Here is a 25,470-nt window from a genome sequence, read left to right on the forward strand (position 1 = left end):
AATCGGTCCTTTATCTCGGTGCCGGCGTTTGCAGAACGAATGCCTTTGACTCGGGACGGTGCGACAACGCGTATGGACCGCCGGGTGTCGGGCACCGACGAGCGGAGCGCCAGCGGTAGCGATAGCGATAGCGGCCGCGGATCGACGCGGCGACGATTCCTGCAGGCGGGCGCGGTCGCCGCGCTCGCCGCGTCCGCCGGCTGCATCGAGGAGATGGGAACAGAGTTTCCGAAGAACGAGAAGTGGCCGATCTCGGAGCGGGTGCCGGACCTCCCCGTCGAGGAGCGGGCGGACGTTCTCGAGGACCGGATCACCGAACTCGCGAGCGCCGAGATCGACGATCCGGAGGGGCTCGCGTCGACGCTCGGCGAGTACGACGTGACCGTCGAGTCGGTCGAGCGCGAGCGGGACGTGCTGACGCTCGAGTACGTCAACACGGACCGCGACGACGAGGGCAACGTCCACGACGTCGCCCTGCTTGCGGGCGGGTACGCGGCGCTGATCGAGTCCGGATACGACGCCGCCGCGCTGGGGGCGACGATCCTCGACGACGCGCCGGCCTCCTACGGCTCCGCGACGGTCGAGACCCCCTGGGCCGAGGAGTACAACGCGGGCGCGCTGACGGCCGCCGAGTACGGCGAACTGGTCGTGACGACGATCGAATCCCAGCGCTACGAACCCGACGTCACCGTCTCGCCCGAGGAGTGACGGTGCCCCGTCGCGAGTGACGCTTCGAGCCTCCTTGCTATCGTCTGTTCAAAGGCTATTCGTCCCGGTGGTCTACGACCGACGATGACTCCCCGTTCTCGCTCGTCGGACGAACCGGTCACGTGCCGGGTGTGTGGCACGAAAAACAAGCATCTCTACACCTACTGCCGGAACTGTCTCGGCCAGCTTCCCGCGCGACCCGATTCCAGACGGTAGCCGACACCGCCGCTCGCTCGCGGAGTTTCGATCACGGATCGTCTCGCGTGGACCCGCTGAGTCGGGCGGACGCCGCCGTCGGCATTCGGGCCGGAGACGTTCGTCGCTCCTGCGGGCCGTGAGCCTCCCCTGGCGCGCTACTCGAGGACGACCAGCGTGTCGCCCATGTCGACGCTCTCGCCCTCCGCGACAGCGATCTGCGTGACGGTCCCGCCGTGGGAGGCGACGATGTCGTTCTCCATCTTCATCGCTTCGAGGACGACCAGCACGTCGCCCGCGGCGACCTCGTCGCCCTCCTCGACCTCGACGCCGAGGATCGTCCCCTGCATCTCCGCGTCGACGGTCTCGCCCTCGCCCTGCAGGTCGGCGCCGCCGTCGCTGGAGCCGCCGGCGGGCTGGGGCGGACTGGCCTGGCCGCCGCCAGCCTCGACGTCGCCGGTCGGAATCGCGGGCGCACCGTGTTCCTCGAGTTCGACCTCGAAGCGCTTGCCGTTGACCTCGACGGTGAACTCGCGCTCGACCGACTCCTCGTCCTCGCCGGCGCCGTTGCCGGTGTCGCCGCCCCACTGCTCTTGGGCCTCCTCGATGCGGGTCTCGTCGAGTTCCTCGTCGAGGTACTTCGTGGTGTGAGTGCTCCGGACGAACTCCTCGTCGGTGAGCATCAGCCGGTGGAACGGGATGATCGTCGGGATGCCCTCGATCTGGTACTCCCGCAGGGCCCGCAGGGAGCGCTCGATGCACTCGTCGCGGTCCTCGCCCCAGACGACCAGCTTGGCGATCATCGAGTCATAGTCGGTGACGAGCTCGTCGCCCTGTCGGAGCGCGTCGTCCAGCCGGACGCCGATCCCGCCTGGCGGGTCGTAGGTTTCGAGCCGGCCGCCGGTCGCGGGCGCGAAGTCCTCGGCGGCGTTCTCGGCGTTGATGCGGAACTCTATCGCGTGGCCGTCGATTTCGACGTCGTCCTGATCGAAGTCGATCTCCTCGCCGGCGGCGACCCGGATCTGGCGCTTGACGATGTCGTAGCCGGTGATCTCCTCTGTAACCGTGTGCTCGACCTGGATGCGCGTGTTGACCTCGAGGAAGTAGAAATTCGCGTCCGGACCGAGCGGGCCGTCGCGGCCGGGCTCTTCCTCGACGAGGAACTCGACGGTGCCGGCGTTGGTGTAGTCGGCGGCCGCGACCCCGCGGCGGGCGGCCTCGCCGATCTTCTCGCGGAGTTCGTCGGTCAGCGCAGCCGACGGCCCTTCCTCGATGACCTTCTGGTGGCGGCGCTGGAGCGAGCAGTCGCGCTCGCCGAGGTGGCGGACGTTGCCGTGCTCGTCGGCGAGGATCTGGACCTCGATGTGACGTGGCTGTTCGAGGTAGCGCTCGAGGTAGACCGAGTCGTTGTCGAAGTAGGCCTCGCCCTCGCGCTTGGCGCTCTCGAGTTGGTCTTCGACTTCGCTCTCGTCCCAGACGACCTTCATCCCGCGGCCGCCGCCGCCGCCCTCGGCTTTGATGGCGATCGGGTAGCCGTGTTCCTCGCCGAAGGCCTTGACCTCCTCGGGCTCGGTGACTGGATCGGTCGTTCCGGGGACGATCGGCACGTCGGCCTCGCTCATGATCGTGCGGGCCTTGGTCTTCTCGCCCAGCGACTCCATCGCGTCGCTGGACGGGCCGATCCAGGTGATTCCCTCGGCCTCCTCGACCTTACCCGCGAACTCGGCGTTCTCCGCGAGGAAGCCGTAGCCGGGGTGGATGGCGTCGGCGTCGGCCTTGCGCGCGGCCTCGATGACGGCCTCGTGATCGAGATACGAGTCGGCCGCGCGGGCAGGTCCCACGTTGTACGCCTCGTCGGCGTAACGCACGTGCCCCGAATCCGTGTCGGCCTCGGAGTAGATGGCGACGGTTCCGATGTTCAACTCCTCGCACGCCCGCATGACTCGGACGGCGATCTCCCCTCGGTTCGCGACGAGAACCTTCCTGAACATTCCTGTGGCAACAGTCAACAGGTGCCTACCTTACTTTTTCGCAACCGGTCGGAGAAGCGGCCCCGGGTTGCAGTCGCGGTCGCCGCGTCGACCGCAGTATCTAGTTCGCTATCGGAAGTACCGTTTTAAGTACCTGTCGGAGCGGTGGCGGGCGGTCGGGCGTCGCGACCGTCGCACATCGGCCTCGAAACTCGCTGCTTCGATATCGTTCCTTCCGTTCCGGCCGGTGCAGCGGCCCAGTTACCCCGTTCGATCGTATCAGGCGCCGGGGTTCAGCGGATCGGGTCGTGCGCTAGCGAGGTTACGGATCGAAAGTCATAAAGTAGTGGACTTCTCATATCGAGACAGACTCACCGACGTTGGCTGTACCGCGGTTCGATTCCGCGGGTCGGCATTGAGGCGGCCACAGCGGCGGGGAACCACCCGTACCCATCCCGAACACGGAAGTTAAGCCCGCCTACGTATCGGCCAGTACTGGAGTGCGCGAGCCTCTGGGAACCCCGATTCGCCGCCTCCCCATTCATTCCGTTTTATCACGCACCCAATAGTCGAATCGCCTTCCTCCTCGCCGAGGACGGGCTCGACCGGCGGACACTCGTCGAGCCGGTGCGTTCGGTCGGAACACGAGGACTGTTCCGTATACCTGCTATAGTATTTCCGAGAATACGGCTTCCCGCGATGGGTTCCGAACGTCCCGCCGAACTCTGCCTCACGAATTACGGGCGATCGATCCGTCCGGATCGGACCGAACCGAAAAGCGAGTCCGGGTCCCGTCAGAACCGCTCGGTCCGCCCCGCGGCGGTCCACGGATCCGTCGGCGCCTGGCGGGGCACTCGAACGGTCCGGTGTTGCTGTGCGCGAACGCGGCCGCCGAAGGCCCAACGCCTGTCGTCCCACGTCTCCTCGCCGTCGGCCGCGGCGGCGGCCGCGAGCGTCAGGTCGTGAAGGTGGGCCCCGATGGCGGCGGCGATCGCCGCCGCCTCCTCGTCGTCCGCGTCGTCGGGGATGTCGATCTCGACGTCGGCGGGCAGCGTCGCCTCGATCGCGGACGGGTCGGCGTCATCCGGGGCCGGTTCGTCCGTCGGCGCCGCGGCGGTGTCGGTCTCAGACTGGTGCTGTGAGGTCATACTGTGGACTACAGCGGGATGTTGCCGTGTTTCTTGTCCGGGTTCGACTCGCGCTTGGTCTGGAGCATCTCCAGGTCGTCGATCAGCCGCGGCCGGGTCTCCGTCGGCAGGATGACGTCGTCGAGGAAGCCCTTGTCCGTCGCGGTGTAGGGGTTGGCGAACTCTTCGCGGTACTCCTCGATGAGTTCGTCCCGGAGTTCGTCGGGATTGTCGGCTTCCTCGAGTTCGTTGCGGTAGAGGATGTTGACCGCACCCTGCGGGCCCATGACGGCGATCTCGGCGGTCGGCCAGGCGTAGTTGACGTCGGCGCCGAGGTTCTTCGAGGCCATGACGCAGTAGGCGCCGCCGTAGGCCTTCCGGGTGATGACGGTCAGCAGCGGGACGGTCGCCTCGGCGTAGGCGTAGAGCAGTTTCGCACCGTGGCGGATGATCCCGCGGTGCTCCTGGTCGGTCCCGGGCATGTAGCCGGGGACGTCGACGAAGGTGACGATCGGGATGTTAAAGGAGTCACAGAAGCGGACGAACCGCGAGCCCTTCATCGAGGAGTCGACGGTCAGCGTGCCGGCGTTGACGCGGGGCTGGTTGGCGACGATGCCGACCGAGCGGCCGTCGAGGCGACCGAAGCCGACGACGAGTTCCTTGGCGAAGTTCTCCGCGACCTCGAAGAACGAGCCCTGGTCGACGACGCTGTCGACGACGTCGACCATGTCGTAGGGCTTCTGCGGGCTCGGCGGAACGATGGTCTCGAGTTCCTCGTCGCGGCGGTCGGGATCGTCCCACGGTTCGACGCGTGGCGGATCCTCGACGTTGTTCTGCGGGAGATAAGAGAGCAGCCGTTTGATGTCGTCTAGGGCCTGTTCCTCGCTCTCGCAGGCGAACTGGGCGACGCCGGTCTTGTTCGCGTGGGTCACCGCGCCGCCGAGTTCCTCGTGGGTGACCTCTTCACCGGTGACCGTCTTGGTGACGCCCGGTCCGGTGATGTACATGTGACTCGTGTCCTTCACCATGAAGATGAAGTCGGTGATCGACGGCGAGTAAACCGCACCCCCGGCGCAGGGCCCCATGATCCCCGAAATCTGGGGGACGACGCCGCTGGCCTCCTGATTCCGACGGAAGATCTCGGTGAAGCCGGCCAGGCTCTTGACGCCCTCCTGGATGCGCGCGCCGGCGGAGTCGTTGAGCCCGACGATGGGAGCGCCCACCTCCATCGCCATGTCCATCACCTTGCAGATCTTCTCGGCGAACACTTCGCCGAGCGAGCCGCCGAAGACGGTGAAATCGTGGGCGAAGACGAAGACGGTTCGGCCGTTGACCTCGCCGTAGCCCGTGACGACGCCGTCGCCGGGAATCTTTCGCTCTTCCATCCCGAACTGGCTCGTCTGGTGGGTCCGGAGCTGGTCGAACTCCGTGAAGGTGCCATCGTCGAGGAAGTAGTCGATCCGCTCGCGAGCGGTCATCTTCCCCTTGTCGTGTTGCTTCTCGATGCGCTCTTCGCCGCCGCCCTTGCGGGCTTCCTCGCGGAACTCCTCGAGTTCGTCGATGCGGTCTTCCATCGTCATTGTTGATGAACCCTCCCGCTCATTGCCCGAGGAAACGGCCACGTCCCCCAAAAACGTTCGGTAAATCGGAGTGGTATCCTACCGACGGTGTGCGAAATTATGCCACATTGGTTCGGTTTCGCTCACAGTCAGTTTCGGTGAGACGTGAGCAGCCATAATTCGTCTCTGGGACGCGTTGTGGCACAAACAGCTATATAGGATACCTTGTCATTGTTACCCATGGTACGGCAAGTCAGTCGACGGGGGGTGCTCAGTGGAATCGGTGGTGCGGGTGCGATCGGTCTCGCCGGATGCATCGGCGACGAAGGGGCGGTCGAAGGGGGCGGTCCGGACGTCCTAAACGTTATCGGCTACCCGGAGAGCGGCATTCAGATCTTCCGGGACTTCTACGCCGACTTCGACACCGGGACGGAAATCATCGTTCCCGACGGACTGCAGGACGGCGATCTCCCCGGCGAAGTCGGGAACGATATGGCGAACGTCACCGGCACCGCGCCGGCGTCCCAAGGCCCGCACGAGGAGGCCTTCGCGGAGCTCTACGAGGACGAGTACGGCGAATCACCCGGGGTGTTCACCTCGCACACGTTCGACGCCGTTGCGATGTGTACCCTCGCGAACGTCGCGGCCGGTAACAACGACGGCCAGGCGGTCCGAGATCAGATGCGCCGGGTCGCGAACCCTGGCGGCGACGAGTACGGGCCCGGCGAACTTCAGGCGGCCGCTGAAGCCGTCGCGGCCGGCGACGAGATCACCTATCAGGGCGCTTCAAGCGCGGTCAACTTCGACGACGTCGGCGACCCCGCAGAGGCCGCCTACGACGTTTGGGAGTTCAGCGACGATGACATCGAAACGGTCGATACGATCACCTTCGAAGGGAACGATCCCGGTGGCGAGATGGCCAACGAATCACCCGGCGGAACCGGCCGCGACGTGATGGTCGCGATGTTGCTCCCCGAAACGGGGGACCTCGGCGAACTCGGCACCCCGATGATCGACGCCGGTCGCCTGGCCATTCAACGGATGGAGGGGGTCGACCTCACGTTCGATCTGCAGGTCGAGGACACGGAGACCGACGAGGACACGACCCTCAGCAACGGCGGTGCGCTCATCGACGCGGGGTATCCCGCGATCGTCGGCGCCGCGTCGTCCGGCAACTCCGTCCCGCTGGTCGGCGAGACCAGCAGCGCGAGCGTCGTCCAGTGTTCGCCGGCCAGTACGGCACTGTCCCTGTCGAACGTCGAGGACGACGGCTACTTCTTCCGGACCGCGCCGAGCGACCTGCTGCAAGGGCAGGTGATGGCGGAGGTCTCCGCGAATCGCCTCGACGCGGACCAGGTGGCCACGCTGTACGTCAACAACGACTACGGGCAGCAGCTCTCGGAGCAGTACGTCGAGTCCGTCGAGGACGATCAGGGCGGCGAGGCGCTCAGTGAGGTCTCGTTCGAGCCTGAACAGGGCTCGTACACCGGCGAACTCGAGTCCGCGCTGGCCGAGTAGTAACGCGGCACCGCGGTGACCGATCGCGGCCGGACTCCTCTTTCGCCGCCCGCCGATACGCGTCGATAGCTGCCGACCGCCGCTGAGTCGCGCGGACTGCGAGCTACCCGCCGAGGAACTGCTGGCGGACCTCGTCGTCGTTCAGCAGGGCCTCGCCGGCGTCCTCGTATCGGTTCGAGCCCTGAACGAGGACGTAGCCCCGGTCGCAGCGGCGCAAGGCCTCCTTCGCGTTTTGTTCGACGACCAGGACGGCGGTACCGTTGGCGTTGATCGCGTCGACGTGGTCGAACATCTCGTCGACGAGGTCGGGGGCCAAACCCGCGCTGGGTTCGTCGAGCAACAACAGGTCGGGATCGAGCATCAGCGCGCGCCCCATCGCGACCATCTGCTGTTGGCCGCCGCTCATCGAGCCCGCCTTCTGATCCTGTCGCTCGCGTAGCACGGGGAACTGATCGAACACGCTCTCGAGCGCCGCCTCCGGCACCTCGTCGAGGATGTACGCGCCCATCTCGAGGTTCTCGCGGACCGTCAGCGACGGGAAGACGTTGTCGTTCTGGGGAACGTAGCCGATTCCCTCGTGGATGATCTCGTCGGGCGAGCGGCCGGTGATGTCCGCCCGCTTGAACTCGACCGTGCCCCCCATGTACGTCGTCAGTCCGAAGACGGATTTCATGGCCGTCGACTTCCCGGCGCCGTTGGGGCCGACGATGACCACGTACTCGTCTTCGGCCACCTCGAGATCGATACCGTGCAGGATCTGCAGGTCTCCGTAGCCGGCGTCGAGGTCCCTGACGTCGAGCATCGCCATCAGACCTCACCTCCGAGATAGGCTTCGATGACCCGCTCGTTCGAGGTGATCGCGCCGGGCGTCCCCTCGGCCAGGACCGACCCCTGGTGCATGACGATGACCCGCTCGCAGTTCTCCATGATGAGATCCATGTCGTGTTCGACGATCAGAAACGTGTACCCCTCCTCGCGGAGGTCGTGGACGTGTTCGAGCAGCTTCTTCTCGAGCGTGGGGTTGACACCCGCGAACGGCTCGTCGAGCAGGAGCATCTCCGGATCGGTCATCAACGCGCGCGCCAACTCGAGTAGTTTTCGCTGGCCGCCCGAGAGTGTCCCCGCTTTCTCCTCCGCGAGGTGCTGAATCTCGAAAAATTCGAGGGTACCCCACACGCGTTCCAGGAGCTCGCGCTCCTCCCGGACGACGTCCCGGCGGGCGACCGGCAGCACCGATCGCCAGAGCGCTTCGCCCCGCTGGCGTTTCGCCGGCAGCATCAGATTCTCGAGGACTGTCATGTTCGCCATCTCCCGAGCGATCTGGAACGTCCGAACGAGACCGTACTCGGCACAGTAGTAGGGCCTGATGCCGGTGATGTCCTCTCCCTGGAACGTCACCGTCCCGGCGTCTGGTTCGTGGATCCCCGTGATGCAGTTGAACGTCGTCGACTTCCCGGCGCCGTTGGGACCGATCAGTCCGGTCATCGACCCCGACTCGACCGCGAACGTCGCGCCGTCGACGGCCGTGATCCCGCCGAAGCGCTTGACCAGGCCGTCGACGGCCAGTTCGACGTCGTCCATCGATCGATCGGGGCGCTCGCTCGTCAGGGAGTCGGTGGATTCGGCGGTCGTATCGCTCACTGGGTATCACCTCCGCGATCGGAATCGGTTCCAGGTCCGGCTGGGGTCTCGCCTCCGGCCTCGGCGACGGGTCGATCCGTCAGGGGGATCGCTGCCGCCGCCTCCTCCCGATGGCCGAGCAGCCCGTCGGACCGCCGATGCATGAGGAGGACGAGCGCGACGCCCATCAGCACGAACTGCAGCGTCAGGAACTCGTCGAAGGTGTACCGCAGGAGCGGCGCCGGGTTCGCCGAGAGCAGCGGCGCCACGGCGCCGGCGAACGTGTTCGGCGCGTCGCCGACCGTGATGACCTCCTCGATCAGACGGCGCACGTAGCGTGGCCCCTCGAACAGCACCGCGACGAAGAGCCCAGAGCCGAGGACGCTGCCGGTGTTCGAACCGGCGCCACCGATTATCAGTGCGATCCAGATGTAGAACGTGACGTGCGGTCGGAACGCCGTCGGCGTCACGCCGGTGCGGCGGAACCGCCAGAGGATGCCGGCCAGGCCCATCAGAGCACAGCCGAGCACGAACACCTTGATCTTGAATCGATTCGTGTTCTTCCCGAGCGATTGGGCGGCCTCCTCGTCCTCGCGGATCGCTTTGAGGACGCGTCCGAACGGCGATCGACTGGTCCGCTGGATGAGCCAATAGAACCCGATCAGGACGAGTACGAGCACGATCGAATAGGCCAGCGACCGCGCCTGCGTCGGCCCGAAGCCGAACAGGTCGTTCGTGAGGTCGACGAACGAGGAGAACACCTCGAGCTCGAAGATGACGTTCATCGGATCGCCGTAGTTTCGAGTGAGACCGCGACCGCCGCCGGTCCCCAGTTCGGCCCCGAGGACGGAGAACCGCTGGGCCGCGCCCGAGGTGAGCCCCAACCGGACGATCTCCGCGAACGCGATCGTCGTGATCGCGAAGTAGTCGGCCCGAAGGCGCAACGCGGGGATCGCGACGACCAGGCCCGCCAGGCCGGCGGCGGCGACGCCCCCGGCGATCGCGATCGGCATCGGGAGCCCGAGCCCCGGGTACTGCGCGGCGCCGGTCGGATCGACCGGTTTCGCCAGCATCATCGTCACGTACAGGCCGATCGCCATGAACCCCGCGACGCCGATGTTGAACAGACCGGTGTACCCCCAGTGGAGGTTCAGCGCCAGCGTGACCATGCCGTAGACGGCGATCAGGTAGGTCATCCGCCGCAAGGTGTTGACGATCCCGTCGAGGGAGTAGCCGAGCGCGAGTCCGATCGCCGCGTAGACGAGATAGATCGCCGCGAAGGCTACGAGGATCTTCACGGCGTCCCGTTCCCAGAGCGCTTCCAGTCGAGCCCGTGTGTCCGTCGCGTTCACGCTCATGCCGTCGTCTTCCCTCCGAAGAGTCCAGACGGTCTGATTAGCAGGACGAGGATCATCAGCAGGAACGCGGTGATCGTCGTGAAGTCACCGCCGGGGAGCCAGATCATCGACATGTGCATGCCGACGCCGATGACCAGGCCGCCGAAGATGGCCCCGTAGATCGAGCCGATCCCGCCGAGGATCACCGCCGCGAAGATCAGCAACAGCAGCAACCACCCGAACTGCCAGTCGATCGTGCCCGTCCACAGCACCATGAGATAGCCCGCGGTACCGGCGAGGCCGCCGCCGATCAGCCAGGTCCACCGGATCACCCGTTCGGTCGGGATGCCGGTGACGAGGGCCAGGTCTCGGTTGTCCGACATCGCTCGCATCGCTTTCCCGAGTTTCGTCCGCTGGAGCAAGAAGTGAACGCCGAGCATCAGTGCAACCGCGGCGACGATCAACGTCGCGTCGTGGGCGCCGATCGACACGTAGCCGTCGACCAGCAGGAAATCGACGGATGGTACGCTCGCGGTCGTGCCGCGCGTGCTGCTCGAGTAGACGAACACGAGGACGTAGCGAAGTGCGAACGCCACGCCGATGCTCGTGATCAGCAGCGGAATACCGCCCGATCCTCGGACCGGTTTGAAAGCGAAGCGGTCGATCAGCAACACGAAAAGCGCCGTCGCGACGCCGGCCACGAGCAGGCCGGCGAGGACGGCGATCGGCGTCGCGGTGATCGCGATGTCGAGTTGTGCTCCGGAAACCTCGCGCTGAGGCGCGACGAGGACGAGCGGACCGACGCTCGCGACACCCCAGCCAGCGACGAGGTACGTGACTCCCCACCCGAAAAACGCACCCGTCGTCACGTAGTCTCCGTGAGCGAAGTTCGCGAAGTTGAGGATGCTGTAGGTCATCGAGAGCCCGATCCCAGCGAGCCCGATGATCAGCCCGTAGAGGATTCCTTCCGTCACGTATCGAGCGACACGTGAGAGACTGTACGTTCCGTTTGCGAGACCGAGAATCAGGTCCCCCAGCAACGCCACAGCACCGATCCCCACGACCAGTAACAGGAGCTGCTCGGACGAGAGACTTCGACCCCGATTGACCGCCTCATCTACTGTAGACATGCACAGACCTCCGTACGGGTCGATACTTTCAGCGTACCGTGTTATATGTTATGGTGGGCCTTGACAATATATGCCAATCTAATGGCGAATGATTCAATTTCCTTATATGGGTGAACGTGAGAAAACGTTCGAGAAGGACTGCGGTCGATGTTTTCCGTTACTACCTGGGTGCGAGACTGTCGAAGTGTTCACCGACCACCCCACGATTTATCATAATATAGTTATTCGTTATCAGCGATGATAAATGCGGGCTGCGAATGTAAGGCTTTAGGACCCCGGGGGGCAGTCGCATAACGTATGGCACAACGTGAGACGTGGGCAACGAGAACAGGGTTCATCCTCGCTGCGGTCGGGAGCGCAGTGGGGCTCGGAAACATCTGGCGGTTCCCGTTCGTCGCGGGCGAAGGCGGGGGCGCGGCGTTCCTCGTCATGTACCTGCTGTTCGTCGGGCTCATCGGGTTCCCGGCGATTCTCGTCGAGTTCGTCGTCGGCCGCCGGACGGAGCGCAATCCGGTCGGCGCGCTGATGCAACTGGGCGGCAACACCTGGAAGTACATCGGCGGGGTGTTCATCGTCACCGGCTTCGTGATCCTGTCGTACTACAGCGTGGTCGCCGGCTGGTTCATTCGCTACTTCCTGGAAGGCCTCCGCAGCAGCTACGCGAGCCAGCTCGCGGGCTTCGAGAGCGCCGCCGCCGAGGCCGGCGCCCCGGTCGCGGCCGTCATGTTCGGTGAGCTGTCGACCGGCATCGACGCGTTCGTCTTCCACACACTGTTCATGGCGGTGACGATCGGCGTCGTCGCGCTCGGTATCCGTCGCGGCATCGAGCTCGCGACGAAGCTGATGGTGCCGGCGATCGTCCTTCTGCTCGTCGGAATGGCCGTCTGGGCGTTCACCCTTTCCGGGTCGAGCGCAGGCTACGAGTACTACCTGTCGCCGGAGTTCGGCGTCATCCTCGACAACTGGACGAGCCTGCTCCCGGCCGCGGCCGGCCAGGCGTTCTTCACGCTCTCGCTCGGGATGGGCGTGATGATCACCTACGCGTCCTACCTCGGCGAGGACCGGAACCTGACCAAGGACGCGCTCACGATCATCGGGTTCGACACCGGCATTGCGTTCCTGACCGGCCTGGTCGTGTTCCCGATCTTCTTCGCGGCGGGGATCACTGAGCCCGGCGAGGGCGGTCCCGGTGCGATCTTCGTGTCGATGACCGAGGCGTTCGCGACCCTCTCCGGCGGTCGCATCCTCGGGATCCTGTTCTTCGGCACCGTCGCGATCGCGGCGCTGTCGAGCGCGATCTCGCTGCTCGAAGTCGTAACGGCGTATCTGATCGACGAGAAGGGCGTCGAGCGGTGGAAGGCGTCTCTGGGGATGGGTGGCGTCATCTACCTGCTCGGCGTGCCCGTCACGTTCGACCTGATCTTCCTCGACCTGCTCGACCTGTTCGCGGACGGTATCCTGCTCGTGTTCGGCGCGCTCGTGTTGATGATCCTGGTCGGCTGGATCGCACCGCAGTTCGCCGTCGAGGAGCTCTCGAAGGGGATCGGGGACCTCGGTTCGCTCGGCCAGGCGTGGATCTGGGCGGTCCGCGTCCCGATCATCATCGTGCTGCTCGTCTCCCTGTCGCTGGGCGTCATGGACTACGTCGAGTTCCTCACCACGGACTTCTCGGGCTGGTTAACCGAGAACCTGTAATCCGTACGCGTAACGACTGCTGACCGACGATCCGTCGGCGATTCGGATTCAGACTCAGACCGGTCTCCGGTTCCGGAGTCCTTTTTCGTTCTTTCAGGCCTCGCCGTACACCGGCACGGCGGCGCCGCTGGTCACCGCCGCGCCGTCGCTACAGAGGAAGGCCATCACGTCCGCGATCTCGCTCGGATCGACCCACGAGTCGTGGTCCGCGTCGGGCATCATCTCTCGATTCATCGGCGTGTCGATCACGCTGGGCATGACGCAGTTGGCTCGGACGGTCCCGCGGTTCTCCTCCGCGAGCGTCTCAGTGAGGATTCGGATGCCGGCCTTGGTGATCCGATAGGGACCGTCGCCCTCGCCGCCCTCGAGCGACGAGCGCGCGCTGACGCTGACGATCGCCCCCTCCGATTCCTGTAGGTGCGACAGGGCGTGTTTGGACGCGAGGAAGGCGGTCTTCAGGTTGACGTCTACGAGGAGCCCGAACTCCTCGAGGTCGGTGTCCTCAACGTGGTCGCCGCCCCGCCAGGTCCCGGCGATGTTCAACAGGTGGTCGAGCCGCCCGTGGTCGGCGACGACGGTCGACACCAGGTCGGCGACGTCGTCCTCGTCGGTCAGGTCGGCCTCGTAGAACGCGAGGGCGGATTCGTCGTCAGGATCGCGCTCGAGTTGGCTGTCCTCGTCGTCCGGCGCAATCACGTCGACGGCACAGACCGTTGCCCCCGCCGCGAGGAAGCGATCGACGGCGGCGCTGCCGAGCGCGCCGCTCGCACCGGTGATCACCGCAACGGTTCCCTCGAAGTCGACGTCGAAATCGGTCGCGACTGCCATGGTCGATACTGTGCGATCGGTTCGCATCAAAGGAGGGGGCGACCGCCAGCAAGTGCGACGCGTCGCGTCTCGGCGTCGGTCGCGACGTTCGAAGACGCTACGCGGGCGTCGGCGGCAGCGCGGCCCGTTCGAACCAGAACTCCGCGACCGCGTCAGCCAGATCGTCGTACCCCTCGGGATCGGTGGGCTTCCTGAGATAGGCATTGACTGCGAGTTCGTAGCGCTCGCGGACCGTCCCGAAGGTCGTCGAGCAGGCCAAGACGAGGACGGGAAGCCGGGTGAGAACCGGCTCGTCCGTGAGGGCTTCGAGGAGTTCTCGACCGTCCGACTCGGACGGATCGAGATCCAGCAAGAGGAAATCCGGGAGCGACGACTCGCCGTCGTGGTCGGTCAGGAGGCCGAGCGCTTCGGTACCGTCGGTGACTGCGCGGATCGACGTCTCCGTGTCCAATCCCTCGAACGCCTCGCGAATGCGGCGAGCGTCCGTCGGATCGTCCTCGACAAGGAGAACGCCGACCGGGTCTGTGGGCTGCTTGCTCATATGAGTCTCATTGATACTGCTATCCGCCGGCGCTGGTTGCTTGTGTCATCCGATCCACTGACTATCTCTATCTAGTCAAGACGTCCGTTTAAGGGTACTTGCTAGATGCTTTGGGCCTCGAGAATCGGATCGGCTTTCGCCCGCTGGAGTCGGCGTCATCGGTATCGCCATCGGCATTGCCGTCGCCGGGATCGATCAGTCCCCGACGGTCGTCACGGTGACCGTCCGCGTTCGCGGCCCATCACACTCGACAACCATTACCGACTGCCAGGTGCCGAGCGCCAGGTCGCCGTCCTCGATCGGGATCGTGACGTCCGAGCCGATCAGCGCCGCTCGAAGGTGCGAGTCGGCGTTTCCATCCAACTCATCGTGCGCGTGTCCCTCGTCCGGCACGAGTTCCCGGAGAAACGACTCGAGATCTCCGCGCAGCCTGGGTTCGTCCTCTTGGACGACCACCCCCGCCGTCGTATGTCGGACGAATACCGTACAGGTCCCCGACTCGCAGTCGTCGGGGACGGCCGCGGCGATGCGATCTGTCACGTCGACGGTCGTCAGTTCGGCGTCCGTCTCGACGGTGAACTCCATGGTCGAGACACGATCGCAGCGACTACGAAAGTTGCTCCGTCGCCCACGCGGCGCGATCGCGCACGTTCGGCGCCGGATCCACCCTCGCGAGCGTCTCGAGACGCGGGGCGGCCGCGTCGACGCGTCCCTGGCCGAGCGCGACGCAGGCGTTCGCCCGCACGTGCGCCTGGTTGTCCTCGAGCAGCGCGACCAGCCGGTCCCGAACGGGATCGATCGCGCGCCGGCATTGGGCGGCCAGGCGAGTGACCGTGACCGCGGCGATCGCCCGCGTGTCCGGATCGGACGACGAGAGCGCCGCCTCGAGCTCCGCACAGACCGGCTCGAGCGCGGTCGGCTCGGAGCGGGCTACGTCGCCCAGACAGCCGAGCGCGTCGTAGCGCAGCGCCGCGTCGTCGTGTTCGACGAGCGCGGCAGCCTGCTCGACGAAGTCGAACGCAGGCACCGTCGCATCGGAGCCGGCCAGGCGACCGAGCGCGCGCAGGGTCAGTCGTCCGTTCGCGTCCGGATCGGCGGCCAGCGCGTCGGCGAGGACCGACGCCGCCGGTTCGACCGCTGTGGGGTGTGATCTCGAGACGCGCGCCAGGGCCCGTAGTCCCCGGCGATCGTAGCCGTCTCCGCGCGCCAGGACGACGGCGATCGACGCGGTGTGGTCGGCGACGACGTCCGGTCGGTCCGCCGCGACGGCGGCGAGACAGCGCAGCAGCGCTCGCGTGACGTCGGCCGCCCCGTCCGATTCGCTCGATTCGTCCGACCCGTCGGTGAACTCGACGGCGACGATGACGATCGTGTCGACCGACGGCGCGACGTCGGCGGGCGCTTCGGCCGCCAGGTCGGCGAGGCAGGCGGCGACCTCGTCGCGGAAGTCGATCGACGGTTGCTCGAGTAGCGCCCGGAGCTTCGGAACCGTCGGGACGGCTGCCGCCGGCGTCCCTCGGTCGTCGATCGCAGCGCGAATCCGGCGGACCGCGGTCCGTTGTGTTTTCGATTCGGTATCATCGAGTTGCGCGAGAACCGACGGTAGATCGAACTCGGTCCCGGTGGTCCCCCGACCCCGGGGCTCGACGGTCTCGCCCCCGTCCCCATCCATCGTATCTCCTGCATGTACGATAATGGGGATAAGTATTCTGGCCGGATGCGCCGCAGTACGCCGCGGTCGCTGCTACGCCTCGAACTGATTCAGAGCGGAAAGACGGGGAGACCCGACCGCGTTAGGCGAGCCACTCGTCGGGTTTCGTGTCGTAGTCGACGTCGTCGGCCGCCAGGTGCTCGACTTCCTCCCAGGGCACGTCTTCGGTGGTCACCGTCTGGCCGTTGTACCGGAGCAGCTTGCCCTGCTCTTCGGGTTCGGGCTCGCGGTTGCGCCGCTTGGCCACCTCGATGTCGTGCTCGTCGACCTCCTTGACGATCGTCAGCAGGTTCACCGGCCGGCCCCACAGCTCGAAGATGCGCTTGAGCGTCTCCTTCGCCTTGCCCAGATCGAGCATGACGCCGTTGTACTGGTGGCCCAACAGCAGTTCGTTGGCGTTGTTGTAGTTGCCGTCGTAGACCGCGATCGTCGGCTTCCCGAAGTTAGTGAACTGCAACAGGAGCTTCTTCTTGACGTCCTCGGCCTCGTCGCTGGCGACGTGGAACTGCCCGGTCGCCTGGGAGTGCTCGTAGGTGAAGTAGTTGTTCTCCGTGATGAACTCCCGGGTCAGGAATTCGTCGAGGAAGGTGACGTCGTTGTGGCTCTCCCGGACGTCGAACATCCGGTCCCAGCCGGTCGCGAAGTCGACGTCCGCGAGCGCCTCCTCGACCGAGGTGTAGCGGGCGTCGTCGAACAGGTAGCGGCCGATCCGCTCGAGTTCGTTCTGATTGACCCGCGCGAGGAACCCGCGGTTCTGCCGGCGGACCAGCGAGTAGTGGCGGCGGGCCAGGCCCTCGTAGGTCAGCACCTTCCAGGGATACTTCTCGACGTCGATCTCGCCCTCGCGGGCCGCCTCGAGGGCGTCGCGGTCGACCCACGCGTCGGGGACCTCCTCGAGCTGATCGAGCGTCTCGGGGGTAATCGTCGCGATCGCGTCCGGCGGCTCGAGTGCGTCGAGGACGTCCTCGAAGTCGACGACGTCGGTGAGATTGCGCCAGGAGACGCCCTCGACGCGCAGCAGGTGTTCGAGAACTTCCTGCCGGTTGGTCGTGTTCTCGACGTACTCCCACAGCTCCATGCCGAGACTGTAGGGGTTGAGCCCGCCGGAGGCCAGCACCTTCGCCATGTGGTCGGCGTAGTTGAGGAACTCGTCGTCGCCGGCGAAGCCCTCGTCGGTCATCATCGTCGATTCCCAGTAGGCGGCCCACCCCTCGTTCATCACCTTCGTCATCTTCTGGGCGGCGAAGTAGTACGCCTCCGCCCGCATCATGTCGAGGATGTCCCGCTGCCACTCGGTCATCTCGACCGCTCGCTCGCTCTCGTCGTCGTACTGCTTGCCGTGCTCGCGGACGAACGCTAAGACGTCCTTCTGGGGTTCCTCGGGGAAGTTCGCCGTGCCCTCTTCGCCCTTGAGCTTCTCGAGCCACTCGTCGTCGAACACCTCGCCCTTGATCTCGTCGGAGAGGCCGAGTTCGTCGAGTTTCTCGGCGATGTCCTCGTCGATCTCCTCGCCGGCCGGGCCGTCGACGTCGAGCCGGCGCTCGAAGATCCGGTGTTGGTCGATGTTGTCCTCCAGCGAGAGGCAGTGGTCGATCCACTTCTCGACCTCGGCGCGGTCGATATCGGGATCGGACATGTACTCGTCGATGGCCCGCGCGTGGCGCTCTAACATCGCGGCGGCGTTGACCTGCTCCTCGTCGGAGCGTCCGCGGGTGAACATGCCGAACCACTCGTTATTCGCGAAGAAGTCCGAGTGGGCCTCGACGTGGGTGATGACCGCCTTCTGGTCCGCGACCGTGTTCGACTCCTGAAGGAACGCGTGGGCGGGGTTGTCGTTGTTGACGATCTCGAACGCCTTCCCGCCGCCGTACTGCCCCTGCTTTTGCTGCTTGTCGTACTGCATGCCCCACCGCCAGTGGGGGTACCTGGTCTGGAACCCGCCGTAGGCGATGAGTTCGTTCATCTCGTCGTAGTCGATGATCCAGTAGTTCACCGGGTACGGATCGAGACCGAGCGTCTTGGCCAGGTTGCGGGCCTCTTTGACCGGCTCCTCGAGTTCGCTGGCGATCGCCTGTTTGCGGAACCGATCCGCGTTGGAGTTGGACTTACTCATGGAAACCACCGCTTTCGTTACTCATCCTCATCACTCTCTGTCGAGAGGATCTCGTAGATCGCGTCGGTCACGTCCTCCTCGTTGTTGACGTAGGCCACCGCGACGTCGTCGGCGTCGGTGCCGAAGTGGCGTTCGAGCTCCTCGGCGTGGGTGGCGTTGATCGCGTTGCCGCTGGGCTGGGTCTCCACGTAGGCGTGGAGGTTGGCGTCGATCTCCTCCATCATGGGGATGACGCGCTCCTCGGTGTCGTTCGAGGAGTTCTCCGAGTCGCCCGCCGCGAAGACGTAGCGGTTCCAGTCGCTCCAGGGGTACTCCTCGAGCAGTTCGTTGGCGAGTTCGTAGGCGCTGGAGATCTTCGTCCCGCCGCCGCTGCGGATGCCGAAGAACTCGTCGCGTTCGACCTCCCAGGCGTCGGCGTCGTGGGCGATATAGACGAACTCGGCGTTGTCGTACTTGCCCTGAAGGTACCAGTCCAGCGGCGTGAACGTCCGCTCGACGAGCTCGCGCTTCTTCTCGCGCATCGAGCCGGAGACGTCGCGGATGTTGACGACGACGACGTTCTTCTCCTTCTCCTCGATGATCTCGGGGTGGCGGTAGCGCTCGTCCTCCCGTCGGAAGGGGACGTGATCGATCCCCTCGCGGCGGATCTTCTGCTGGACGTCCTCGCGCTCGACGTTGTTCTCGACCTCCTCGATCGACGCCCACGTCCCGCGCTCCTCGTCGGGGACGTCCTTGTAGGCCTCTTCGATCCAGGCCATCGAGACCGGGAGGTTCTCGCCGCGGGCCCACTCGAAGACATCGCGAGGCTCGATGTCCTCGACCTTGCACAGCTCCCGCAGGAACTCCTCGTCGAAGTCCATCGCGAGCTTGCGCTTGAGCCCCTCCTTGAACATCCGCTCGAAGTCGAGCGTGCTGTTCGGCCCGGTGCGGGTAAGGTCGGTGAACGGCCCCTCCTTCTCCTCGACGACCTTCTTGCCCTTCGGATCGAGATCGAGCCCGAGTTCCTCGTCGAGTTCCTGGGCGAACTCCTCGGGGTCCATCTCGTAGTACTCGTGCTCGCCGCCCTCCTCGCCAGGCTCACCCTCGTCGCCGTCGTCGCCAGGCTGGGGCTGTGGCTGGCCGACCGGCTGGCCGGCGTCGGGCGTACCGCCGTCGCCCTGGCCGACGCCGCCCATGTCGCGCTGGTCGTACTCGAACTCGGGCAGCGAGACGATCTTGACGGGGATGTTGATCTCGCCGGGGCGGCTCTGCCCGAGGTTGCCGTACTGGATGAAGTCGGCGAGGTCCTCACGACGCTCCTCGCCGACTTCGCGGAATCGTTCGAGGTCGTCTCTCAGTCCCATCTGTAGCTCACCTGTCCCATGACGTGTCTGCTGGTCAGTTCGGCCGACGCCTCCGAGTAGCCGAAGAGGTCGACCATGGTCTCGATCGTGTCTGCTTTGACCTGCGCCGTCTCGGTCCCCCCGGGCGGGTCGTCCCACTGTCGCGGGTCGAAGTCCTCGAAGGTCCGCTCGACGTCGTCCCAGTCGTGGCTCTCGAGGACCGTCTTGATCACCGGGATCGCCGTGAGGTCGACGTCTTCGACCGAGAAGTCCTCGTTGCGGTGCTCCCAGGCGTGACGGTTCAGGGACGTGATGACCTTCTCGCGCCGGAAGTTCCGGACGCTCTCCCGTGGGAGGTTCCCGTCGTAGTCGTCCTCGGAGAACCGGCCCAGGTGCTCGATCTCGAACACCTTCATCTTCAGCGGGTCGGGCTCGACGCGCTCGCCGCGGTCGTTGTACAGCGGCTCGTCGGTTTCCCACGCGTAAACGTGTTCGACGTACTCGGCGACGGTCTCCTCGTCGACGCGCTTGTCGTGCATGATGGCCTCGATGACGTCGCTCTCCTGCTGGTCGTAGATGTAGTTCTTCACGGGGACCACGCGGTTCTCGAACTCGGAGCGCTCGCCCGTCGAGAACACCGGCGCGTCGATCAGGCCCTCGACCATGGCGTTCAACACGTCGCGGGGCATGACCACGTCCTCGACCGGCAGGTCGGCGTGGTGGCGGTCGAGGTCGGTCTGGAGCAACTTGGCGAGGGTGTCTCGCGTGTACGTGACCGGAATGCCGTGGTCGCCGTCGTTGCCGTCGTCGTCGAAGTCGAACTCGTCTTTCTCCCGGCGGATGTCGCCCTCCTGGAGGTAGCCCTGGTCGTAGATCAGGGCCTTGTCGACGAGGTCGAGCCCGTTGGGGAGGTCGTTCTCGTCGAGTCGCGTGACGACCGCGTACAGCGCGGCCGCCTCGACGGCGTGGGGTGCGAACTCCTGGGTCCGCGTCTCGCCGTCCTGGCCCTTGATCGTCACCCGCACCGGCGCGCGGATCCGCTCGGCGAGTTCGCCGTAGCTCTCGGCCTCCCAGACCGCCGTCTCGTTGGTCAGCTCGCGGCGGATCAGCTCCGTCTCGAGCGAGAGGTTGGTGAGGTAGCCGAAACGGTGTTTGTCCAGCCGGCGCTTGAGCGCCTTCAGCGGGTCCATCCCGTTGCGATCGGCGTGCTGGTTGAGCTGGGCCTCCAGATCGGGGTTCGAGATGATCAGCATCTGGGTGTCGACGTCCATCCCGATCCCCTTGTCCAGCTTCACCGACTGCTCGTCGGGGACGTTCAGCAGCTTCTGGAGCAGGTCGGCGTGCTGGGCCGCGTCCTCGACGACGGTGAGGACGCCGTTACCCTGCGAGAGGACGCCGTCGTAGCTGAACGCCTGCGGGTTCTTGCGTCCCCGCGAGTCGAGTTCCTGCAGCATGCCGTGCATCCACGAGCCGACGAGCCGTTCCTTGGGCCGGCCGTCGTCCTCCGAGTGGAGGACGCCGACGCCCTGTCCGACGTCGACGACGTAGTTCTTCACGCGGAGGTGGTTCTCGTCGGTGATCGCCGAGAACAGCTCGTCCTCGCCCTCGCGGCGGTAGCGCTCTTCGAGGAAGTTGTATGCTTCCCGAGAGAACGGGTCGAGTTGCGCGTCGACCTGGACCGGAACGTGGTCGTCGAGCACCTCGTTGAGCCGCGCCAGCAGGTCCTCGCGGACCTCCTCGGGGAACACCGACAGCGGGTGGGCCTGGACGGGGCTTTCGTACCAGTTCTGGTCGTCGGCCGCCGTGGCGTCCCCGCCGTAGCTCAGGCCGCGCTCGCTGGCCTCGGCGGTCGTGACGTTCCACTCGACGGTGTACCGCCGTCCCGCCGGCGTCTTCGAGTACTCGCGCAGCCCGTTGACCAGGCAGCGCTTGAGCTCGGACTTGCCGGTCGCGGTCGGGCCCTCGAACCAGATGATCTTCTCGTCTTTGGCCCGGCCGGCGGCGATCGACCGCAGGTCGTCGACGAACCCGTTGAGCACCTCGGTGTTGCCGAGGATGGCGTGCTCGCCGTCGTTGTACGGGTCGTCGAAGAAACGATAGCGCTTCTTCTCCTCACCCTCCTCGACGACGGTTCGGGTGCCGGCGGCTTCGATCGCCTCGAGCAGGTACTTCGAGGCGTGGGAGGCGATGGTCGGGTTCTCGAAGATCCGATCGACGTACGCCGCGAGGCTCATCGGCTCCTCGTAGGTCTCCTCGAGGGTCCGGTCGGCGTCGCGGACGTAGTCGTTTCCTCGCGCCATGTTAGTTGTCCATTTCGGCTTTGGCGACCTCCGCGCCGGCGAACTCCAGCACTTCCTTGGCCCCTTCCTCGGAGTAGCCCTGTTCCATCAGCGCGTCGATCCACGAGGAGCGCTCGTCGTCGTCGAACTCGTTGGCCGACACGAGCGCGGAGAAGTTGATGTTGTGCTTCTTGTCCTCCCAGAGCTTGCGCTCTAACGCGCGGCGCAGGCGCTCGTTGTCCTGCGGGTTGAAGGCCTCGCCCTCGCGGGCGCGACGGGAGACCCAGTTAGAGACCTCCTGGCGGAAGTCCTCCTTGCGGTCCTCGGGAATGTCGAGTTTCTCCTCGACGCTGCGCAGGAACGTTTCGTCGGGTTCCTGCTCGCGACCGGTGAGTTCGTCCTCGATGGTGTCGTCGTCGATGTAGGCCATAACGTGGTCCATGTACTTCTCGCCCTGGCGCTGGATCTCGTCGATGTCGTAGGCCAGCGCGTGGCGGACGTCCTCGATGGCGCGCTCGCGGTACTCCTCGCGGACGGTCTCTAAGTAGCGGTAGTAGGTCTCGAAGTTCTCCTCGGGGATGGAGCCGTGGTGCTCTAAGTTCTCCTCGAAGAAGTTGAACACCGTCAGCGGCGAGAGGAACCCGCGCTGGCGGTGTTTCGAGTCCATGATCGCCTCGGCGATCTCGTCGCCGATGAACCGCGGCGAGACGCCGACCATGCCCTCGCCGATCTCGGCCTTCTGTTCGGCCTCCTCGCGGAGCTTCTTGACGTCGATGTCGTCGCCCTCGTCGATCTCGCCGTTGTAGGCCTTGGCCTTCGAGAGCAGATCCACGGTCTCCGTGTCGGGCTCCTCGATGCGGGTCAGGACGCCGAACAGCCCCGCCATCTCTAAGGTGTGGGGCTCGACGTTGATGTCCGGCACGTCGGCGTTGGTCAGCATCTTCAGGTAGATCTCGGCCTCGTCCTCGTAGGAGAGGACGTATGGGAAGTCGATCCGCTTGGTGCGGTCGTTGAAGGCCTCCATCTTCTCGTCGCCTTTCTTGTCCTTGTACTCGGGCATGTTCGTCCGGCCGACGATCACCTGGTCGATGTCGATCCGCGGATTGTTCTTCGGCTTGATCGTCTGCTCCTGGGTGGCGTGGAGGAAGTCGTAGAGGAACTCGCGCTGGAGTTTGAGCAGCTCCTCGCCGGAGAAGATCCCGCGGTTGGCGTTACAGAAGGCCCCCGAGTAGTCGAACGCGCGCGGGTCAGACTCGCCGTAGATGGCGATCTTCGAGTAGTTGACGTCGCCGGTCAGCTCCGTCTCGTCCTGGTTCTTCTTGTCCTTCGGCTCGAAGGTCTCGAGCGCCTGGCGCTTGTTCTCGTCGGCGACCAGGCGGACGATTTCGATGTGGTTCTCTAAGACCTGCTGGAGGTCGTCGTCGTAGTAGGCCAGCAGCTTGTCCATGTAGAACTCGCTTTCGGGATCCAGGGCCTGCTCGTTCTGGATCGTGTACGGTGCGTCGAGGTTCTCGTTCAAGTCGTCGATGACCCGCTGGCGCTGTTCGAGCGGGAGCAGGACGAGCGGGTCCTGGTTCATCGGGGATCGGACGGTGTCGTCGGCGGGGTCCTGATCCTTGATGACGTCACAGAGGTTGGTCCAGCGGAAGGTGTACATCCGGCCGTCGTCCCGGAGCGTGTAGTCTTCGAAGTACTTGCGGACCTGTTTGTCGAAGTGGGACTTGCCGGAGCCGACCGGGCCGAGTAAGAGCTTGATTCGCCGCTCGGGACCGAGCCGGCGGGCGCCGGACTTCACCTTGTTCACGAACTCGTGGATCGACTGGTGGATCACCTTCCCGTAGAAGGTGTTCTCACCGTCGCCCAGGGGGTCCTCGCTGGCGAGCTGGTACTCGACCATCCCCTCGGTTTCGTCGTAGGCGGTCCCATAGTAGTCGAACATGTCCGCGACGCGCTGGTGGGCGTTGCGGGAGACCTTCGGGTCCTCGTAGACCTCCTCTAAGTACCAGTTGAAGGACTTGGTTTCCCGCAGGTCTGCGGGCATCGATTCCTTGTAATCCGTACTGAGCTGCTCGAGTGTCTCGATGTCACCGGTCATGGTATCGTTGAGTGCGGGTTCCCCCATCTACAGTCGTCCGTGCGGACACGGGGCGTGAAAGCGGACGTCAGTCGTCCAGCCGAGGCGTCTCGCGGCCGAACCGTCGGAATCCATCGCGTTGCGTCACCCGACGTGAGCGCGCCGTCGTCGTCGGACTCCTCGAGCGGGCGCTCGAGGAGCGTGACCCTCTCGTGGGCGGCGGTTTGCCGTGTCATGTGCGATCTATCACCACTCAATGTTGCGCGCGACCGCGTCACGGTCCGGGCAACGGCGCGCCGGGGACGGGCGCGGAGTGGAATCGGTCCGGCGAGCGGATACCGATAGTATTTAATGAGGTGTAATCCAGCTACTTAGCCTTAGCCCCAAAAGGTATTTGGCAGGATTTTATTTCAGGTAAATACTGCCATGACACTGTGATGATCTTCGGTACCACACCCCATATTCGGCGGGTTGCGTCATAAGTTGACCGCCTGCAATGCCCACGTTCGGCTCGCGCGCGCCGGCCCGACGCTCGCGCGACGCGCCGGCGGTCGCGGTTCGCCAGGCGAATCCAAACGGTTCGACGGACCCGACGATCGCGATCGATCGGCGACCAGCACCGGCCGAGCGGTCGGCCGGTCGCGACGACGATATAGGGCGGGACCGCCTACGGGCGGTCATGTCGGACTCGGACATCGACGGCGGGTCGGATCGCTCGCGGCTGCCCGACGCCTGGGAGGTCTGGAGTCAGGGCGAGGACGGGCGGCTCGTCCTGGCTTACCGGCCGGACGTCTTCAACGCCGATGCGTTTCCCGCGCCGTGCCTGCCGACGCTGTATCTCACCCACGGCAAGCGGACCCGTCGGCCCGGCATCAACCCCGCCGACACCGCCGACGCCGAGGACTGGTTCGTCACGCTCTATCTCGAGCCGGACGTCTCGTTAAACGAGACGCTGCGGTTCCCGACCCGAGACGAGGCGCTCGACCGGACGGTCGAATTGGCCCGGTCGTTCGACGCCGGCGAGATCGACTACCGGGAGCTGTATCAGGTGCCCCGCGAGGCGTACTTCGAGCGCCTCGACGAACTCACCGGGCGCGACGACGGCGAGGACGGAGGGAGAAACGGGAACGGCAACGGCGGTGGCGGCGACGGCGGAGCCGCGACCTGAAAGCCGAGCCCTGCCGCCCGCGACGCGGCTCGATTCGGCGGGGCGTTCCCTCGAAACCGATTTCGGTCCCCTGACGCGTGAGCCTTAACCGCGAGTGGCAACTACGGCTCACTATGTCGACCGTCACGCTCGTCGGATCCCGCCTGGCCGAGCCGGGAACCGAGTTCGTCTATCAGGGGGAGGCCGACGGCTGCGCCGGATGTCCCTACCGCAGCCAATGTCTCAACCTCGAGCCCGACACGAAGTACCGCGTCACCGCCATCCGCGAGAACGCCCAGACCTTGGAGTGCGCCATGCACGACGGCGGCGTCCGCGCCGTCGAGGTCGAACCCGTGCCCGTGCGCGCGAACATCACGTCGAAGGGAGCCTTCGCCGGCAGCAAGACGAGCCTGCCGGGCCCCTGTCCGTACGTCGAGTGTCCGAGCCACGAGTACTGCGAGCCCGATGGCGTCGAGTTCGACGAGGAGTACCGAATCACGGACATCGTCGGCGACCCGCCCCACGACGTCTGTCACCTCGATCGCTCGCTCGAACTGGTCGAACTCGGGGCCGACGACTAACCGGCGTCCTCTCCG

Annotated in this window: 21 protein-coding genes and 1 rRNA gene; 7 read left to right on the forward strand and 15 right to left on the reverse strand. The window is 65.5% G+C overall.

Going from position 1 to position 25,470, the window contains the following annotated elements:
- Nucleotides 1–72 precede the first annotated feature (72 nt).
- Together BMY29_RS06280 and BMY29_RS21780 are read left to right on the forward strand one after the other, a co-directional pair.
- Entirely contained in the window at nucleotides 73–708 is a 636-nt protein-coding gene (locus BMY29_RS06280; RefSeq protein ID WP_049992311.1) for a DUF8159 domain-containing protein, read from the forward strand.
- 84 nt (nucleotides 709–792) lie between these two features.
- On the forward strand, nucleotides 793–924 hold the full coding sequence (locus tag BMY29_RS21780; protein WP_449289541.1) for a DUF7577 domain-containing protein: 132 nt from the start codon (nucleotides 793–795) through the stop codon (nucleotides 922–924).
- 137 nt (nucleotides 925–1,061) lie between these two features.
- Here BMY29_RS21780 and BMY29_RS06285 read toward each other — a convergent pair whose 3' ends face one another.
- Nucleotides 1,062–2,894 carry an acetyl-CoA carboxylase biotin carboxylase subunit gene (locus BMY29_RS06285; RefSeq protein WP_049992312.1) on the reverse strand — a complete coding sequence of 611 codons (1,833 nt, stop codon included), beginning with the start codon at nucleotides 2,892–2,894 and terminating at the stop codon, nucleotides 1,062–1,064.
- A gap of 395 nt (nucleotides 2,895–3,289) precedes the next feature.
- Here BMY29_RS06285 and rrf point away from each other — a divergent pair.
- A 5S ribosomal RNA gene (gene rrf / locus BMY29_RS06290) occupies nucleotides 3,290–3,411 on the forward strand.
- Between the two features lie 256 nt (nucleotides 3,412–3,667).
- On the opposite strand, the gene BMY29_RS06295 is transcribed toward rrf, so the two are convergent.
- Both BMY29_RS06295 and BMY29_RS06300 read right to left on the reverse strand, forming a co-directional pair.
- Nucleotides 3,668–4,021, reverse strand: a complete 354-nt coding sequence (locus BMY29_RS06295; RefSeq protein WP_074854658.1) for a DUF8022 family protein — start codon at nucleotides 4,019–4,021, stop codon at nucleotides 3,668–3,670.
- A gap of 8 nt (nucleotides 4,022–4,029) precedes the next feature.
- The gene (locus BMY29_RS06300) at nucleotides 4,030–5,574 is read right to left on the reverse strand and encodes an acyl-CoA carboxylase subunit beta (protein ID WP_049991621.1); all 1,545 of its coding nucleotides are present in this window, start codon (nucleotides 5,572–5,574) and stop codon (nucleotides 4,030–4,032) included.
- Nucleotides 5,575–5,799: 225 nt separating this feature from the next.
- Here BMY29_RS06300 and BMY29_RS06305 point away from each other — a divergent pair, with 225 nt between their 5' ends.
- Complete coding sequence (locus BMY29_RS06305; RefSeq protein ID WP_049991618.1) at nucleotides 5,800–7,077, forward strand: ABC transporter substrate-binding protein; 1,278 nt, start codon at nucleotides 5,800–5,802, stop codon at nucleotides 7,075–7,077.
- A gap of 103 nt (nucleotides 7,078–7,180) precedes the next feature.
- On the opposite strand, the gene BMY29_RS06310 is transcribed toward BMY29_RS06305, so the two are convergent.
- Genes BMY29_RS06310 through BMY29_RS06325 form a run of 4 tightly spaced genes read right to left on the reverse strand, consistent with a single transcriptional unit; the run spans nucleotide 7,181 to nucleotide 11,164 of the window.
- Complete coding sequence (locus BMY29_RS06310; protein ID WP_049991617.1) at nucleotides 7,181–7,885, reverse strand: ABC transporter ATP-binding protein; 705 nt, start codon at nucleotides 7,883–7,885, stop codon at nucleotides 7,181–7,183.
- Nucleotides 7,885–8,658, reverse strand: a complete 774-nt coding sequence (locus tag BMY29_RS06315; protein ID WP_241471317.1) for an ABC transporter ATP-binding protein — start codon at nucleotides 8,656–8,658, stop codon at nucleotides 7,885–7,887. Before BMY29_RS06315 ends, BMY29_RS06310 begins: the two co-directional genes overlap by 1 nt.
- A gap of 56 nt (nucleotides 8,659–8,714) precedes the next feature.
- The gene (locus tag BMY29_RS06320; RefSeq protein WP_049991615.1) at nucleotides 8,715–10,055 is read right to left on the reverse strand and encodes a branched-chain amino acid ABC transporter permease; all 1,341 of its coding nucleotides are present in this window, start codon (nucleotides 10,053–10,055) and stop codon (nucleotides 8,715–8,717) included.
- Complete coding sequence (locus tag BMY29_RS06325) at nucleotides 10,052–11,164, reverse strand: branched-chain amino acid ABC transporter permease (RefSeq protein ID WP_049991614.1); 1,113 nt, start codon at nucleotides 11,162–11,164, stop codon at nucleotides 10,052–10,054. Before BMY29_RS06325 ends, BMY29_RS06320 begins: the two co-directional genes overlap by 4 nt.
- A gap of 297 nt (nucleotides 11,165–11,461) precedes the next feature.
- On the opposite strand from BMY29_RS06325, the gene BMY29_RS06330 reads away from it, so the two are divergent.
- Entirely contained in the window at nucleotides 11,462–12,859 is a 1,398-nt protein-coding gene (locus BMY29_RS06330; RefSeq protein WP_049991613.1) for a sodium-dependent transporter, read from the forward strand.
- Nucleotides 12,860–12,952: 93 nt separating this feature from the next.
- Here BMY29_RS06330 and BMY29_RS06335 read toward each other — a convergent pair whose 3' ends face one another.
- The 8 genes from BMY29_RS06335 to BMY29_RS06370 form a co-directional block, all read right to left on the reverse strand.
- Nucleotides 12,953–13,687, reverse strand: a complete 735-nt coding sequence (locus BMY29_RS06335; RefSeq protein WP_049991612.1) for an SDR family oxidoreductase — start codon at nucleotides 13,685–13,687, stop codon at nucleotides 12,953–12,955.
- A gap of 97 nt (nucleotides 13,688–13,784) precedes the next feature.
- Nucleotides 13,785–14,228 (reverse strand): response regulator, encoded by a 444-nt coding sequence (locus BMY29_RS06340; protein WP_049991611.1) that lies wholly within the window; start codon nucleotides 14,226–14,228, stop codon nucleotides 13,785–13,787.
- 195 nt (nucleotides 14,229–14,423) lie between these two features.
- Nucleotides 14,424–14,813: a secondary thiamine-phosphate synthase enzyme YjbQ gene (locus BMY29_RS06345; protein ID WP_049991610.1), complete on the reverse strand. Its 390-nt coding sequence runs from the start codon at nucleotides 14,811–14,813 to the stop codon at nucleotides 14,424–14,426.
- Between the two features lie 22 nt (nucleotides 14,814–14,835).
- Nucleotides 14,836–15,900, reverse strand: a complete 1,065-nt coding sequence (locus BMY29_RS06350) for a HEAT repeat domain-containing protein (RefSeq protein ID WP_049991609.1) — start codon at nucleotides 15,898–15,900, stop codon at nucleotides 14,836–14,838.
- A gap of 121 nt (nucleotides 15,901–16,021) precedes the next feature.
- Nucleotides 16,022–18,052: a SpoVR family protein gene (locus BMY29_RS06355; RefSeq protein ID WP_049991608.1), complete on the reverse strand. Its 2,031-nt coding sequence runs from the start codon at nucleotides 18,050–18,052 to the stop codon at nucleotides 16,022–16,024.
- Between the two features lie 17 nt (nucleotides 18,053–18,069).
- Entirely contained in the window at nucleotides 18,070–19,395 is a 1,326-nt protein-coding gene (locus BMY29_RS06360) for a YeaH/YhbH family protein (RefSeq protein WP_049991607.1), read from the reverse strand.
- Complete coding sequence (locus BMY29_RS06365) at nucleotides 19,386–21,674, reverse strand: PrkA family serine protein kinase (RefSeq protein WP_049991606.1); 2,289 nt, start codon at nucleotides 21,672–21,674, stop codon at nucleotides 19,386–19,388. The genes BMY29_RS06360 and BMY29_RS06365 overlap by 10 nt, the downstream gene beginning before the upstream one ends.
- Nucleotide 21,675: 1 nt before the next feature.
- Complete coding sequence (locus BMY29_RS06370) at nucleotides 21,676–23,748, reverse strand: PrkA family serine protein kinase (protein ID WP_049991620.1); 2,073 nt, start codon at nucleotides 23,746–23,748, stop codon at nucleotides 21,676–21,678.
- A 658-nt stretch (nucleotides 23,749–24,406) separates the two neighbouring features.
- Between BMY29_RS06370 and BMY29_RS06380 the strand changes: the two genes are divergently transcribed.
- Together BMY29_RS06380 and BMY29_RS06385 are read left to right on the forward strand one after the other, a co-directional pair.
- Nucleotides 24,407–24,895, forward strand: coding sequence for a DUF5820 family protein (locus BMY29_RS06380; RefSeq protein WP_049991619.1), 489 nt, complete (start codon nucleotides 24,407–24,409; stop codon nucleotides 24,893–24,895).
- Nucleotides 24,896–25,008: 113 nt separating this feature from the next.
- Nucleotides 25,009–25,455 carry a UPF0179 family protein gene (locus BMY29_RS06385; protein WP_049991605.1) on the forward strand — a complete coding sequence of 149 codons (447 nt, stop codon included), beginning with the start codon at nucleotides 25,009–25,011 and terminating at the stop codon, nucleotides 25,453–25,455.
- The last annotated feature ends 15 nt before the right edge of the window (nucleotides 25,456–25,470 follow it).

Origin of the sequence: Natrinema salifodinae, from assembly GCF_900110455.1 — an archaeon.
GTDB classification, from domain to species: Archaea; Halobacteriota; Halobacteria; order Halobacteriales; family Natrialbaceae; genus Natrinema; species Natrinema salifodinae.

Excerpts from the sequence above, each read along its gene's own strand:
- BMY29_RS06280 (WP_049992311.1), top strand. The coding sequence starts at position 73 with ATGGACCGCCGGGTGTCGGGCACCGACGAGCGGAGCGCCAGCGGTAGC.
- BMY29_RS21780 (WP_449289541.1), top strand. The coding sequence starts at position 793 with ATGACTCCCCGTTCTCGCTCGTCGGACGAACCGGTCACGTGCCGGGTG.
- BMY29_RS06285 (WP_049992312.1), bottom strand. The coding sequence starts at position 2,894 with ATGTTCAGGAAGGTTCTCGTCGCGAACCGAGGGGAGATCGCCGTCCGA.
- BMY29_RS06295 (WP_074854658.1), bottom strand. The coding sequence starts at position 4,021 with ATGACCTCACAGCACCAGTCTGAGACCGACACCGCCGCGGCGCCGACG.
- BMY29_RS06300 (WP_049991621.1), bottom strand. The coding sequence starts at position 5,574 with ATGGAAGACCGCATCGACGAACTCGAGGAGTTCCGCGAGGAAGCCCGC.
- BMY29_RS06305 (WP_049991618.1), top strand. The coding sequence starts at position 5,800 with ATGGTACGGCAAGTCAGTCGACGGGGGGTGCTCAGTGGAATCGGTGGT.
- BMY29_RS06310 (WP_049991617.1), bottom strand. The coding sequence starts at position 7,885 with ATGGCGATGCTCGACGTCAGGGACCTCGACGCCGGCTACGGAGACCTG.
- BMY29_RS06315 (WP_241471317.1), bottom strand. The coding sequence starts at position 8,658 with ATGGACGACGTCGAACTGGCCGTCGACGGCCTGGTCAAGCGCTTCGGC.
- BMY29_RS06320 (WP_049991615.1), bottom strand. The coding sequence starts at position 10,055 with ATGAGCGTGAACGCGACGGACACACGGGCTCGACTGGAAGCGCTCTGG.
- BMY29_RS06325 (WP_049991614.1), bottom strand. The coding sequence starts at position 11,164 with ATGTCTACAGTAGATGAGGCGGTCAATCGGGGTCGAAGTCTCTCGTCC.
- BMY29_RS06330 (WP_049991613.1), top strand. The coding sequence starts at position 11,462 with ATGGCACAACGTGAGACGTGGGCAACGAGAACAGGGTTCATCCTCGCT.
- BMY29_RS06335 (WP_049991612.1), bottom strand. The coding sequence starts at position 13,687 with ATGGCAGTCGCGACCGATTTCGACGTCGACTTCGAGGGAACCGTTGCG.
- BMY29_RS06340 (WP_049991611.1), bottom strand. The coding sequence starts at position 14,228 with ATGAGCAAGCAGCCCACAGACCCGGTCGGCGTTCTCCTTGTCGAGGAC.
- BMY29_RS06345 (WP_049991610.1), bottom strand. The coding sequence starts at position 14,813 with ATGGAGTTCACCGTCGAGACGGACGCCGAACTGACGACCGTCGACGTG.
- BMY29_RS06350 (WP_049991609.1), bottom strand. The coding sequence starts at position 15,900 with ATGGATGGGGACGGGGGCGAGACCGTCGAGCCCCGGGGTCGGGGGACC.
- BMY29_RS06355 (WP_049991608.1), bottom strand. The coding sequence starts at position 18,052 with ATGAGTAAGTCCAACTCCAACGCGGATCGGTTCCGCAAACAGGCGATC.
- BMY29_RS06360 (WP_049991607.1), bottom strand. The coding sequence starts at position 19,395 with ATGGGACTGAGAGACGACCTCGAACGATTCCGCGAAGTCGGCGAGGAG.
- BMY29_RS06365 (WP_049991606.1), bottom strand. The coding sequence starts at position 21,674 with ATGGCGCGAGGAAACGACTACGTCCGCGACGCCGACCGGACCCTCGAG.
- BMY29_RS06370 (WP_049991620.1), bottom strand. The coding sequence starts at position 23,748 with ATGACCGGTGACATCGAGACACTCGAGCAGCTCAGTACGGATTACAAG.
- BMY29_RS06380 (WP_049991619.1), top strand. The coding sequence starts at position 24,407 with ATGTCGGACTCGGACATCGACGGCGGGTCGGATCGCTCGCGGCTGCCC.
- BMY29_RS06385 (WP_049991605.1), top strand. The coding sequence starts at position 25,009 with ATGTCGACCGTCACGCTCGTCGGATCCCGCCTGGCCGAGCCGGGAACC.